The sequence below is a fragment of the Blastococcus mobilis genome (assembly GCF_900188025.1).
Lineage (GTDB): Bacteria > Actinomycetota > Actinomycetes > Mycobacteriales > Geodermatophilaceae > Blastococcus_B > Blastococcus_B mobilis.
In genome coordinates this window covers 24,912-37,213 of the sequence record NZ_FZNO01000008.1, presented here as the reverse complement: position 1 = coordinate 37,213, position 12,302 = coordinate 24,912, and the positions used below count along the sequence as shown (strand labels likewise).

General features: G+C 74.5%; 11 protein-coding genes. 4 read left to right on the top strand and 7 right to left on the bottom strand.

Annotated elements, in window-relative coordinates:
- Window positions 1-126 precede the first annotated feature (126 nt).
- The 3 genes from CHB94_RS08860 to CHB94_RS08850 all read left to right on the top strand — a co-directional run bounded on the left by CHB94_RS08860 (window position 127) and on the right by CHB94_RS08850 (window position 2,946).
- Window positions 127-1,242, top strand: a complete 1,116-nt coding sequence (locus CHB94_RS08860; protein ID WP_089336327.1) for an NDMA-dependent alcohol dehydrogenase — start codon at window positions 127-129, stop codon at window positions 1,240-1,242.
- A gap of 76 nt (window positions 1,243-1,318) precedes the next feature.
- Window positions 1,319-1,984, top strand: coding sequence for an HAD family hydrolase (locus CHB94_RS08855; protein ID WP_089336220.1), 666 nt, complete (start codon window positions 1,319-1,321; stop codon window positions 1,982-1,984).
- A complete protein-coding gene (locus CHB94_RS08850) occupies window positions 1,981-2,946 on the top strand; it encodes a Gfo/Idh/MocA family protein (protein ID WP_089336219.1) in 966 nt (321 codons plus the stop codon). The genes CHB94_RS08855 and CHB94_RS08850 overlap by 4 nt, the downstream gene beginning before the upstream one ends.
- A 22-nt stretch (window positions 2,947-2,968) precedes the next feature.
- Here the strand turns inward: CHB94_RS08850 and CHB94_RS08845 are convergent, their stop codons facing one another.
- The 4 genes from CHB94_RS08845 to CHB94_RS08830 all read right to left on the bottom strand — a co-directional run bounded on the left by CHB94_RS08845 (window position 2,969) and on the right by CHB94_RS08830 (window position 7,208).
- Complete coding sequence (locus CHB94_RS08845; protein ID WP_089336218.1) at window positions 2,969-4,165, bottom strand: glycosyltransferase; 1,197 nt, start codon at window positions 4,163-4,165, stop codon at window positions 2,969-2,971.
- Entirely contained in the window at window positions 4,162-5,118 is a 957-nt protein-coding gene (locus tag CHB94_RS08840) for a glucosyl-3-phosphoglycerate synthase (RefSeq protein WP_089336217.1), read from the bottom strand. Before CHB94_RS08840 ends, CHB94_RS08845 begins: the two co-directional genes overlap by 4 nt.
- 139 nt (window positions 5,119-5,257) lie before the next feature.
- A complete protein-coding gene (locus tag CHB94_RS08835; protein ID WP_089336216.1) occupies window positions 5,258-6,091 on the bottom strand; it encodes a glycerophosphodiester phosphodiesterase in 834 nt (277 codons plus the stop codon).
- 124 nt (window positions 6,092-6,215) lie between these two features.
- The gene (locus CHB94_RS08830) at window positions 6,216-7,208 is read right to left on the bottom strand and encodes a glucosyl-3-phosphoglycerate synthase (protein ID WP_089336215.1); all 993 of its coding nucleotides are present in this window, start codon (window positions 7,206-7,208) and stop codon (window positions 6,216-6,218) included.
- A gap of 436 nt (window positions 7,209-7,644) precedes the next feature.
- Between CHB94_RS08830 and CHB94_RS08825 the strand changes: the two genes are divergently transcribed.
- Complete coding sequence (locus CHB94_RS08825; protein ID WP_254920511.1) at window positions 7,645-8,382, top strand: GAF and ANTAR domain-containing protein; 738 nt, start codon at window positions 7,645-7,647, stop codon at window positions 8,380-8,382.
- Between the two features lie 76 nt (window positions 8,383-8,458).
- Here the strand turns inward: CHB94_RS08825 and CHB94_RS08820 are convergent, their stop codons facing one another.
- The 3 genes from CHB94_RS08820 to CHB94_RS08810 are packed head-to-tail and all read right to left on the bottom strand — an operon-like array spanning window position 8,459 to window position 12,194.
- On the bottom strand, window positions 8,459-10,765 hold the full coding sequence (locus CHB94_RS08820) for a phage holin family protein (protein WP_089336214.1): 2,307 nt from the start codon (window positions 10,763-10,765) through the stop codon (window positions 8,459-8,461).
- On the bottom strand, window positions 10,762-11,388 hold the full coding sequence (locus CHB94_RS08815) for a DedA family protein (protein WP_089336213.1): 627 nt from the start codon (window positions 11,386-11,388) through the stop codon (window positions 10,762-10,764). Before CHB94_RS08815 ends, CHB94_RS08820 begins: the two co-directional genes overlap by 4 nt.
- A complete protein-coding gene (locus CHB94_RS08810) occupies window positions 11,385-12,194 on the bottom strand; it encodes an MBL fold metallo-hydrolase (RefSeq protein WP_089336212.1) in 810 nt (269 codons plus the stop codon). The genes CHB94_RS08815 and CHB94_RS08810 overlap by 4 nt, the downstream gene beginning before the upstream one ends.
- Window positions 12,195-12,302: the final 108 nt, after the last annotated feature.

Sequence of the window (12,302 nt, the reverse complement as noted above, 5' to 3'; positions counted from 1 at the left end):
GCGCCCGGCGTCAGCCGGCCGAGAAGACGTCCTCCTCGGCCGGGAAGCGGTGTGCCGCCGGAGACACGAGCGGCACCGAGGGGCCCTGCCTCGCCGTCCGGCACCGGCCCGGGCAGCATGTCCGCCGTGCGCACCAGAGCTGCTGTTCTCCGCCGGGCGGGGACCGAGTACGACATCGTCGAGCTGGAGGTTCTCGACCCGGGCCCGGGCGAGGTGCTGGTCGAGATGGCGTACGCGGGGCTGTGCCATTCCGATGAGCACCTGCGTCACTCGAACCCGGGCGGTCGCTACCCGATCGTCGGCGGGCACGAGGGGTCCGGCGTCGTCCTGGCCGTCGGCCCCGGCGTCACTGCCGTCGCGCCGGGCGACCACGTCGTCACCAGCTTCCTGCCCGCCTGCGGGCACTGCCGGTTCTGCGCCACCGGCCGCTCGAACCTGTGCGACAAGGGCGCCACCGTCGCCAGCGGCAAGCTGCCCACCGGCACCTTTCCCTTCCGGCTGGACGGCGAGCCGCTCGGCGGTTTCTGCATGGTGGGCGCCTTCGCCCGCCACACGCTGCTCAGCGAGTTCTCCTGCGTGCGGATCGACCCGTGGATCGCGCTGGACACGGCGGCCCTGGTCGCCTGCAGCGTGCCGACCGGCTGGGGCTCAGCGGTGTACTCCGGCGGCGTGCGGCCCGGTGACACGGTCGTCGTCGTCGGGCTGGGGGGTGTCGGGGTCAACGCGGTCCAGGGTGCGGTGCACGCCGGGGCGACGAACGTGATCGGCGTCGACCCGGTCGCGATGAAGCGCGGATTCGCCGAGTCGCTGGGCGCCACGCACACCGTCGCCGGCACGGACGAGGCGACCGACCTGGCCCGCCGGCTCTCGCGCGGCACCGGCGCCGACGTGGTGATCGTGACCGTGGGGAAGATGTCGGCGGAGGCCTACGCCGGCGCGGCGTCGTCCCTGGGCAAGGGCGGGACGCTGGTGCTCACGGCCCTCGCCGACCGGCCCGAGGAGGGCAACGTCGTGCTCGGCGGGCAGCTGGCGACGGTGTTCGAGCAGCGCATCCAGGGCTCGCTGTTCGGCTCGTGCAACCCGTTCCGCGACATCCCGATGCTGCTGCGCCTGCACGAGGAGGGCCGGTTGGAGCTGGACCGGCTGATCACCCGGCGGTACACGCTGGACCAGATCGACCAGGGCTACCGCGACCAGGCCGCCGGCGAGACCGTCCGGGGCCTCCTCGTCCACTCCCCGTGAGCCTTCTGTACAGAAAGCTGGAACTCCGCGCTCCGCTTTCGGTACAGACAGCTCGGGGGTGGGCAGGGGTGGGCGCATGAGCGAAGCGCGCATCGCCGTCCTGGATGTGGACGGGACCCTCGTCGACACCAACTACCAGCACGCCCTGGCCTGGTACCGGGCGTTCCGGTCGCTGGGCGAGACGTATCCGATCTGGCGGATCCACCGGCTGATCGGCATGGGCGGTGACCAGCTGGTGGCCGCGCTCGGCGGGGACGACGTGGAGGAGCGCATCGGCGACGAGGCCCGGGAGCGGTGGGTGCAGGAGGTCGACCCCATGATGGCCGAGACCGCCCTGCTCCCCGGCGCCCGCGAGCTGATCGTCGCGCTCAAGGAGCGTGGGCACCGGGTGGTCCTCGCCAGCTCGGGCAAGCCGCACCACGTGGAGCGGGCTCTCGACCTGCTCGATGCCCGGGAGCTCGCCGACGGGTGGACCACCAGTGAGGACGTCGAATCCACCAAGCCCGCGCCGGACCTGCTGCAGGTCGCCCTGAAGAAGCTCGGTGAGCCGGCGCACGCGCCGAGCATGGTCATCGGCGACTCGGTCTACGACGTCGAGGCGGCGAAGAACGCCGGGATGCCGGCGGTCGTCGTCCGGTCCGGGGGCTTCGGGGACGACGAACTGCGCGAGGCCGGCGCGCTCGCGATCTACGACACTCCCGCCGATCTCGCGGCCGATCTCGACGGTACCGACCTGGGATGAGGGTCCGGATCGGGCTCGTCGGCGCCGGTGGGGTGGGTGCCCGGCACGCGCGCACCCTGGCGGGGTTCGACGACGTCGAGCTCGTCGGCATCGCCGACGCCGATCCCGCCGCCTGCGCCGGGCTGGCCGCCGAGCTCGGAATCCCCGTCGTCGACACGGTCGATCAGCTGCTGCAGGCGTCACTGGACGGGGTGTGGCTCTGCGTCCCCCCGTTCGCGCACGGCGAGCTGGAGCTCCGTGCGGTGCGGGCCGGCCTGCCGTTCTTCGTCGAGAAGCCGCTGGCCGCCGATCTGGCCGTGGCGGAGACGGTGGCCGAGGTGGTGGCCGCATCCGCTGTCCCGACGGCGACCGGCTACCACTGGCGGCACCTGGACACCGTCGCCCGCGCGCGGGAGGTCCTGGCCACGTCCTCGCCACGGCTGGTCGGCCTCACCTGGCAGGACAAGGTGCCCCCGCCTGCCTGGTGGAGCACCGCCGCGCTCTCCGGCGGGCAGGTGGTCGAGCAGGCCACGCACGTGCTGGACCTGGCCCGGGTGCTGGTCGGGGAGGTCGTCGAGGTGCACGCGGCAGCCGCGCCGTCGTCCGCTCCCGGCCGGGACGTCGCCGACGCGACGACGGCGATCCTGGCCTTCGCGTCCGGGGCGGTGGGCACGCTCGCCGCCACCTGCACGCTCGCGGCGAAGGGCCGGGCGGGCATCGAGGTGGCCGCGGACGGCGTCCTCGTCGAGCTGACGGAGACCTCGCTGCGGATCGTCCGCGCCGACGGGGACGAGCAGCTGCAACCGGCCGTGGACGGGCGTCTCGCGGTGGACCGGGCCTTCGTCGACGTGCTCTCCGGCCGCCCGGCCCCGCCCGGGCTGGTCGACTACGCCGAGGCGCTGTGCACCCACCGGGTGGCCTGCGCGATCGCCGAGTCCGTGCGGACGAACGGCCCGGTGCGGGTCGGCGCGAGCGGTCGATGAGCACCCTCGGCGCACGCCGGCGTCACCCGCTCTCGGCCGCGCCGTCGGTTCGGCCCGGCCGAGCCGCGAGGGCCGCGCGGCGCAGCGCCTCGGCGTAGAGCTGCTCGTAGCACCCGGCCATGACCGCGGGCGCGAACCGCCGGCGCGCCTCTGCCGCGCAGACGGCGGGGTCGATCTCCCCGAGCCGTCCCAGCGCTGCGGTGAAGCCGGCCTCGTCGGTCGCCAGGAAGCCCGTCCGGCCGTGGTCGACGAGCGAGGGGAGGCAGCCGCGGGCCATCGCGACCACCGGCGTCCCCGCGGTCAGGGCCTCGCAGACGGCGGTTCCGCCCGGCTCCTCCCAGCGGATCGGGAACAGGACCGCGCGCGCCTCGCGCACCAGCCGCGCCTTCTCCGCGCCCGCCACCGTCCCGATCCAGCGGGCGGCGCCGTCGTCCAGCAGCGGCTCCACGTGCTCGGTGAACCAGGACAGGTCGGGGTGGGTGTGCGCGGGATGGTGCGGGTCGGCGCGGGCGGCCGCCAGTGCCGCCGGGTCGGGCAGGCCGGCCACCGGTCCGGCGAGCACCAGGGGCAGGCCGGCCGCCCGGCAGGCCCGGAGGGCGGTGTCGGCACCCTTGAGCTCGCAGATCCGGGAGAGGACCAGCACGAACTCCGACCGTTCCGACGGGGGCAGCGGCGGGTCGGCCGGGATCGGCACCGAGAGCGGGACGGACCCCAGGACCTGTCGCTGCAGACCGGCGGGGGCCCGAGCCAGCTGCGTGTCCGAGACGCCGGCGAAGAACACCCGACCGCCCCCGTCGAAGGTCCGGTAGAAGTCGGCGTTGCGGCGCAGGTCCCAGTGCAGCGTGGCGAGCACGGGCGGACCGTCGCTCCCCAGCGCTCCCAGGACCGCCGGCCCGACCACCTCCACGTGGGTGTGCACGAGGTCGAAGGGCGCCCCGGCCTCGGCATGCTCGGCGACGGTCCGCAGCACCAGCTGCTCGTGCGCGTGCGCGATGCCGACGACCTGCGGATAGGGACCGGCGAGGACGGGGAACTGGCCGGTGGGAAAGGCGCTGACCTGCCCGTCGGCCGGCAGGTCCGATTCACCGACGGTCGCCAGGACGACGGTGTGCCCCCGGGCCCGCAGCGCGGCGGTCAGCGTGGCGACGACGTTCTCCAGGCCGCCGTAGCCGTTCGGCGGCACGGGCAGCCACGGTCCGGCGTCCATCAGCACTTTCACCGCCGTCGGCCTCCCCGTTCGGCGCGCAGCAGGCGCATGGGCGGCCGGTCCCTGGTGCCGACGTCCCAGCTGACCGCCTCGACGCCGTCCTCGGTCCGCAGGAACTGCACGAGCTCGGGGGAGGGGGCGCCGCCACCCGGTCTCCTGGCCATCGCGGTCTGCAAAATCTGCCCCGCCATCCGGCCGAGCGCCGCGTCGGACTGGTGGCTGTGCTGGCGGGTGCCGAGATCGGCCTGGGCCAGGGCGGACACGCCGGCCACGCGGGCCAGATCGACCAACAGGCCGAACTCGACGCCGTAGCCGGAGGCGAACGGCACCGATTCCAGCAGCTCCCGGCGCCCGGCGTACTCACCGGACAGGGGTTGGACGAAGCCGGAGAGCTCCGGCCAGAACGCGTTGAGCAGCGGGCGGGCGAGCAGTTCGGTGACCCGGCCGCCTCCGGAGGGGACGAGCCCCTCCGTGGTGGTCAGCGGCCGGTCGTAGAGGCCCTTGACGTAGCCGACGGCCGGGTCGGTGAGCAGCGGGCCGAGCAGGCCCACGACGAACCGCGGATCGAAGGCGACCAGGTCGGCGTCGACGAAGACGAGCAGGTCGCCGCTGGTGACGTGGAGGGACTTCCAGAGCGCCTCGCCCTTGCCGGGCACACCGCCGTGCTCGGGCAGCACGGTGTCGACGTGCACCACCCGGGCTCCGGCGTCGCCGGCCACCGCTGCGGTCCGGTCGCACGAGCCGCTGTCCATGACGACGAGCTCGTCGACCAGGGGGCAGGCCTCGACGAGCGTTCTCCGGATGGACGTCACGATGGCGCCCACCGTGCGTTCCTCGTCCAGCGCGGGCAGGACGACGCTGACGGTGGTGCCCTGCTGGTGTTTGGCGCGCAGCAGGGCTCGGGGTTCCCACCGGTTTCCCGGGTAGGTGCGGTCGTGGAGCCATCGCCGGACGTCAGCTCGCATGGGCGCCCCCTGGACGGGCGTCGGACGGGTCGCCGGCGCGGTGGGTCGTCGGCGCAGGATGCCGTACCGAAGACCGCTGGTCGGCGGGTTGCGTCGCGCCACTTGCCGCGGGCGGTGGGCGCGCGACGTGGTGGGCGCGTCAGGCGGTGAGGCCGCCGCGGCCGAGGCGGTGGAGCAGGTCGTCGGGCCGGTCGGTGATGACGACGTCCACGCCCAGATCGCGAGCGAGGTCCAGGTCGGCGGCGCGGTTGACCGTCCAGACGTGGACCTCCTTACCGGCGGCGTGGGCGTCGGCGACGAAGGCGGGGTCCGCGCGCAGCAGGCCGATGCCGGGCCCGACCGCCGTGGCGGCCCCGTTGAGCAGCTCGCGCCGCACCGGCCGCAGCCGCTTGCCGATCAGCTGCACGGTCGGCACGGCGGGGGCCAGGTCCGCCATCCGGCGCACGGCGAGCTGGGAGAAGCTCATCATCCGGACGGCGGGCTTGCCGGCCCATTCCACCGGGCGCCCGTTCCCCAGCAGGCCGTAGCGGCGCAGGCAGGCCACCAGCGCCTCCTCCACCTTGCGGGCGTGCCGAGTCGGGTGCTTGGTCTCGATGGCCAGCCGCACGGTGCCGGGGGTGGCGGTGATGTAGTCGAGCAGCCGGTCCAGGGTCAGAACCAGGCCGTTCTCGACGTCGGGCTCGTCGGTGACGGCGACGATCTCGTCGTCGGCCCACGGGTTCCGGCGGCGGCGGGGGCCGAACTGGAACTGCTCGAGCTCCGCCAGGTGCAGCGCCGAGACGATCCCGCGGCCGTTGGAGGTGTGCCTGATCTGCCGGTCGTGCACGCAGACGAGCACCCCGTCACGGGTCATCCGGACGTCGCACTCCACGGCGTCGGCGCCGATCGCGGCCGCGTGCCGGTAGGCCGCGAGGGTGTGTTCGGGCGCCCCCGCGGTGGCCCCGCGGTGGGCGACCACTTCCGGGGCGGTCACCGGAGCAGAGCGGGGCAAGCGACCGGCACCAACTGATCTTCCCTCGTCCGACGGGTCGGCGACAGCCGAGCTGGGTCTCCCCGTGCGCCGGGACGCCGAGACCTGGCCCCGGCCAGCGCTGTGCTCAGCCGGCCATCCCGGCCCCGTGGGCGCGGTAGTCCGGAACCGTCACCATCGGGGGCCGCTCCTCGACGGCGACGGCGCGACTGCTGGGCACGAAGCCGGAGCCGTCGTGCCGGAACTGCGTGAGCAGTCCGCTGGCGGTGAGCGGATGGTGCCCGGGCCGCCCGGACTCGGCGCGGGCGAGGATCGCGGACACGACCTCCCCGGCCATCACGCCGAGCGCCTCCTGCGACTGGGAGGTGTGCCGGCGGACGCCCAGGTCCACCTGCGCCAGCGCGGGGAGCCCTCCGAGCCGGAGCAGATCGATCAGCAGTCCCACCTCCACGCCGTACGCGGAGACGAACGGCACCTGCTCCAGGGCCGAGCGGCGCCCGGCGTACTCGCCACCGAGCGGCTGGACGAACCCGGCCAGCTCCGGCCAGAGCGCGTTGAGCAGCGGCCGGGCGGTCAGCTCGGTGACGCGACCGCCGCCGGCCGGCACCACCTGCCCGTCGATCTCGAGCGGGCGGGTGTAGCAGCCCTTGACGTACAGCACCTGGGGGTCGGTGAGCAGCGGGCCGAGCAGGCCGGGCACGTAGTGGGCGACGTCCCCGATGAGGTCGGCGTCGAGGAAGACGACGAGGTCGCCGGTGGTGGCGGCCAGCGACTTCCACAGCGCCTCGCCCTTGCCGGGCCGGCTGCCGTGGGCGGGCAGTACGGCGGTGGTGGCGACGACGTCCGCGCCGGCGGCCCGGGCGACGTCGGCGGTGGCGTCGGTGGAGTCCGAGTCGACCACGAGGAGCTCGTCCACCAGGGGCAGGCGGAGCATCCAGCGTTCCCGCAGGGTGGCGACCAGGCGCCCGACGGTCGCCGCCTCGTTCCGGGCCGGCAGGACGACGCTGACCCGGTGCCCGCCCCGGCGCTTGGCCCGCAGCAGGGCGTCGATGTCGATGGCGGCCAGGGTGGTGGCCGACGACGTGCGGTGCTGGAACCAGGCGCGGGCGTCGGGTCTCATCGGCTCACTGTCGACGAGGACGGGGCCCGGTGCCAGAACGGCACCCGGGTGTTCATGTGTTCGTCATCGCACGGTGCCGTTCCGCCCCCGGGCATCTTGTGGATTCCTTGCGGCTGCCGAGCGGGTCCCGTGCGGTCGGCCGTGCAGAGTCGGTACCGCACCACGGGGGGAACAGCCGCCCGGACCGTGGGGACGACGCGCACCGTCGCAGCCATGACCCGCTGCGTCGCCGGCGCACGGCACCGTCGTCACCGCGGTCTCGGGCGGCGCTCTTCCACGCAGCCCGCCCGGACGCCGCGTGCCGGGCGTAGGCTCGGGACAGGCGCTGGGGTCGTCCCCGCGTCGAACGTGCGTCAGATCGCGGCGCACCCGCACGGGGCCTGAGCAGTCCTGTGGCCGAGGTGCCTCCCCCGGTGCAGTGGACCGGAGGCCTGACGTGCCCACCAGCGAGACAGCCGACGGGGCGGCGGCCCAGGCGCTCGAGGAGCTCGGCCTGCTGGTTCTCCACGAGCACTCGATGGAGAGCCTGGTGCAGCGTGTCGTCGAGCTGACGAAGGTAGTCATGCCCGGGCACGGCGAGGCCTCCATCTCGCTGCTGGTGAACGACCGGCCGACGACCGCCGTCTTCACCGGCGACCTCGCACGTGACTGCGACGAGAGCCAGTACGGCCGGGGATACGGGCCCTGCCTGCACGCGGCCGGCAGCGGGGAGGTCACCGAGGTGGTCGACGCGCGCGTCGAGACGCGGTGGCGGGACTACGCGCAGCGGGCTGTCGAGCACGGCTCGCTGAGCTCGCTGTCGATCCCGCTGCCGCTCGGTGAGGGCATCGCCGGGGCGCTGAACGTCTACGCCCGCGAGCCCGCCGCCTTCGACGAGGAGAGCCGCGAGGCCGGGCGTCGGTTCGCCCCCTATGCCGGCGTCGCGGTGGCGAACATGTTCGCGTACGAGAACGCGCACGCCCTCGCGGACCACCTGCAGGTCGCCATCGAGAGCAGGGCGGTGATCGATCAGGCCAAGGGCATCCTCATGGAGCGCCACAAGCTGCCCGCGGATCGGGCGTTCCAGCTGCTGGCCCGGATCTCGATGCAGACCAACTCCGAGCTGCGCCTGGTCGCGGAGCAACTGGTCGCGACCGGTCAGCTGCGCGGAATGCCCCGGCGGGGAGAGGCGTAGCCGCGCGGCCCGGACGCCCCCGTTCCCCGGTCGCTCCCGGCAATCCTGAACCGCATCGGGGACACGTCGGAGCGGGTCAGCGATGAGCCTCGGAACTGCCGCGATCGACGTGATCGTGCACGCCGTCATGCTGCTGCTCCGGTACGAGGAGCTTTCCGACGCCGCGCGCTCCGTCGGGCCCCCGCCGCGGATCCTCCCGGGTGCGGTGAACGGGCTCCGGTGGGGCGGAACCCGCGCGGACGAGGACCTTCCCGAGCGCGGTCGGGCTGTCCTCGCCGACCGCGGCGCCCTCACCCGTGGGCTCGGGGTGGCCGAGGTCGGTGAGCCAGCCGCGCAGCACCCGGTGCAGGTGCTCCGCGCCGACGATCTCGCCGGGCGGCGTCCAGGCGCGGGGGTAGGCGAGCACGGCGCGCTGCTGCGGCCCGCCGAGTCCCCCGTGGGAGCCGACGTGCGGCTCGAACGGTGAGGCCTCGTCGGTGTCGGGGTCGTACCGGCTGTTGATGACGACGTCGGCGCAGTGCGGGAACGAGGAGACCCGGGCGACCAGGCCGGCGGCGTGCTCGCCGTAGGGCAGCAGCGGGTCGGTGCCGATCACGACGCCCGACGCCAGCCGGTGCAGCCCCTCCCGGCCGAGCACCACCGGGCCGCTCTCCTCGGAGTGCACCAGCACGAAGCCGACGCCGTTGTGGTCGACCAGCCCGGGCAGCAGGTCGGGCCAGTGTCGCTCGATCTCCTCCAGCGACACGCGTCCGGGGAGGTCGGGGAAGGAGACCATCGCGGTGTGGCCGGAGACGACGCAGACCACGCCCGGCGCCACCCGCGGCACCGCGCCGGTCGTGCCGCGCTCGAACTCGTGGTCGTGCCGGACCGCCTCCGCCTGCTCCACCCGGTCGCGGAGCCGCCGGGCGATCGGGCCGGCGCTCTCGGCGAGCGCGGTGGTCACCTGCCAGCTCTCCACCGGCCGGCGGCTGTTCTTCGTCCCGGTGTTCTGCCGCTTGCGGGGGAGGGCGCCCGAGCCGCACAGCCGGCCGACGAGTTCCTCGATCGACTCCCCGAACCGGTCGGCGAAGGCCCAGCCCTGCGTCTGACCGTGGTCGGAGAGCACGACGAGGTGGTAGTCGCGCGGGGCCACGGCGCCGGCGCGGCGCAGGCGGCCCAGCTGCTGGTCGATGCCCCGCAGCACCGCCAGGCTGTCCGCGCGCTCGAGGCCGGCGTGGTGGGCGGCCTCGTCGTAGCCGAGGAAGTCGGCGTACACCACCGGGCGCCCGGCCAGCATGTCCTCGAGCAGGGCGAAAACGACGACGTCGCGGGAGATGACGGTGACCCCCGGCCGCGCCAGTGGGTAGATGCCGCCGCGGCTGACGCGTGGCCGCACGTCGTCGCGCCGTTCCCGGGCCGCAGCGGCGAGCTCGCGGAGCACGTCGACGACCGAGACCCCGATGGTGCGGACCGCGTTCAGCGGATTGGCGAAGTAGGCGTAGTACCCCGAGCCGACCCGGTCGCGGGTGCGGCGCGCGCGGCGGGCGCGGGCCGGCACGACGTGGGCCAGCGAGCTCATGGTGAGGCTGACGTGCGGGGCGTCGCCGGTGAACAGGTTGCCGCGGCCGGCGCCGTCCCCCGCGAGCAGCCCGCGTCCGTCGGAGTGCCGTCGCTCGACCTCGGCGGCGTCGACCGGGTGCGAGACGCAGGTGACGTGGTCGCGGTCCTTCTCGTACCAGCGGAAGCCGAGGATGTCGTGGTTGGAGCCGTGCAGGATGCCGCTGACCGCAGCCCCGGTCTGGGAACTCCAGTCGGTGTGCCACCAGGTCAACGTGTGACTGCCCGACCGCAGCCAGGACGCCAGGTTCGGCATCCAGCCGTCGCGGACGGCGCGGCGCGCCGTGTCGTAGGACAGCGCGTCGATCTGCAGGAACAGCACGCCAGGTGGCCGGTCGCCGTCGCCCGGTGCCTGCCGGGCGCGCCGCCGGGCCCGGCGGAAGAAGATCTCGTCCTCGTCGACGGCGAGCAGGCTGCTGACGACGCCGGAGACCACGGCCATGGTGAGCGCGACGAGAACCGCGACCGTCAGGTTCGCCACCACCACGCCGGGGACGGCGAAGGAGACGGCGAGCACGGCCGCCGCGAAGAGCAGGAAGCTGCCGAGGCCGAGGGTGAGGAAGGCGATCGGCAGGACCGCCCGCATGACCAGTGGCCAGGCCACGGCGCTGAGCACGCCGAGCAGAAGGGCGAGGACGGGAGCGTGCCACCACGACGGCAGCTCGAATCCGGTCACGCGATCGCTCAGTGCCGCGAGCGCGACGGTGACCGCGACCCAGGTGAGGAGCGCGCGGGCCAGCGTGCGGCCGGTGCGCAGGAGCCGGCCGCGTTCGGGGGGCGCGGTCACGCGGACTCGCAGCGCTCGGGCCGGCGCGTCACCGGTGCCGGCACCCGGCGGCGCGCGCCGACGACGTTCAGGACCCCACCGACGGCTAGCACCAGCACCGTGGCGATCAGGGTGGCCACCAGCGGGGAGTCGAAGACGCCGCCGCTGACGACGCCGAGCAGCGCGTAGGCCAGCGCCCAGAGGAACGTCGCCAGCAGGGATGCGGGCACGAGCCGCCGCCACGGATACGCGAGGGCGCCCGCGGCGACCAGGACCGGGATCCGTCCGGCGGGCAGCAGGCGGCCGGTGACCACGATCTGCCAGCCGTGCCGGCGGAACTGCTCGCGCACCTCGTCGATCCGCTCCGCATGCTGACCCCGGGTGACCCAGCGGACCGCCGAGGGCCCGCCGAAGCGGCAGATCGCGAAGGTGATCAGGTCGCCGGCGAGCGCGCCGAGGGTGGACGCGGCGAGCACCAGCGGCAGGCCCAGGGCGTCGGTGGTCATGGCGAACGCGGCCGCGGCGCCCACGACGGCTCCGGTCGGCACCACGGGCACGACCGAGCCGAGCAGCACCAGCCCGAAGAGCAGCGGGTAGCCGATCGCGGTCCCGTCGCTCGCGGCCGCCAGCAGGTCGGCGTTCATGCCGCCGCCGGAAGCGAGAGGTCGACCGGCGAGCCGGGGGCGGTGACCACGACCCGCGTGGGCAGACCCCGCGCGGCGACCTCCGTGGCGAAGGCGTGCGGCGGGTCGACCAGCAGGCGTCGCATCCGGGCGCGCAGCGGTGAGGGGATCGACGTCATGCCGGCGAGGGCCAGCGTGCCCCAGTGGACGGGGACGGCGATCCGCGGCCGGATCAGCGCGGCGGCGTCCGCGGCACCGACCGGGTCGAGGTGTCCTGGGCCAAGGGTCGGGCCCCAGCCCCAGACCGGTAGCAGGGCGACGTCGACGTCGCGCTCGCCGAGCAGGCTCATCCGGTCGAAGAGCCCGGTGTCACCGCTGACGTAGACGGTGTGGCCGGACCCCTCGAGCAGGAAGCCGATGGCCTCGGTATCGGGCCCGTGCGTGGACCGCGGGCCCCAGCGGTGGCCGCTGTGCTCGGCGCGGACGGCGGTGACGCGCAGGTCGCCGTCCCGGATCGTCTCGCCGGCGGAGAGCTCGTCGACGCGGCGGAACCCGCGCCCGCGCAGCCATGTGCCGGCGCCGCGCGGGGCCAGGATCCGGACCCCGAACCCGAGCATGCGCAGGGACGGGAGGTGCAGGTGGTCGCCGTGGAGGTGACTGAGCAGGACGAGGTCGACACCGGCCCACGTGGAGGGGTGGGGCAGCGGGACGACCCGGCGGAGCAGGCCGACCGTCGTGGCGAGGAGGGGATCGGTGAGCACGGTCCGCCCGGCCAGCCCGATCCGGACGGTCGAGTGGCCCAGGAAGTGGAGCTCCAGGCTCGCCACGGCGTCAGTAAACGCCGGGCCAGGGACAGTTCCCAGGCGTTTGCGCACTTCTGGGGGACGCCGGCGGTGGAATGGGGGGAAACTCTGACGGCCCGTCCGGCCATTGTG

Excerpts from the sequence above, each read along its gene's own strand:
- CHB94_RS08855 (WP_089336220.1), top strand. The coding sequence starts at position 1,319 with ATGAGCGAAGCGCGCATCGCCGTCCTGGATGTGGACGGGACCCTCGTC.
- CHB94_RS08850 (WP_089336219.1), top strand. The coding sequence starts at position 1,981 with ATGAGGGTCCGGATCGGGCTCGTCGGCGCCGGTGGGGTGGGTGCCCGG.
- CHB94_RS08840 (WP_089336217.1), bottom strand. The coding sequence starts at position 5,118 with ATGCGAGCTGACGTCCGGCGATGGCTCCACGACCGCACCTACCCGGGA.
- CHB94_RS08830 (WP_089336215.1), bottom strand. The coding sequence starts at position 7,208 with ATGAGACCCGACGCCCGCGCCTGGTTCCAGCACCGCACGTCGTCGGCC.
- CHB94_RS08815 (WP_089336213.1), bottom strand. The coding sequence starts at position 11,388 with ATGAACGCCGACCTGCTGGCGGCCGCGAGCGACGGGACCGCGATCGGC.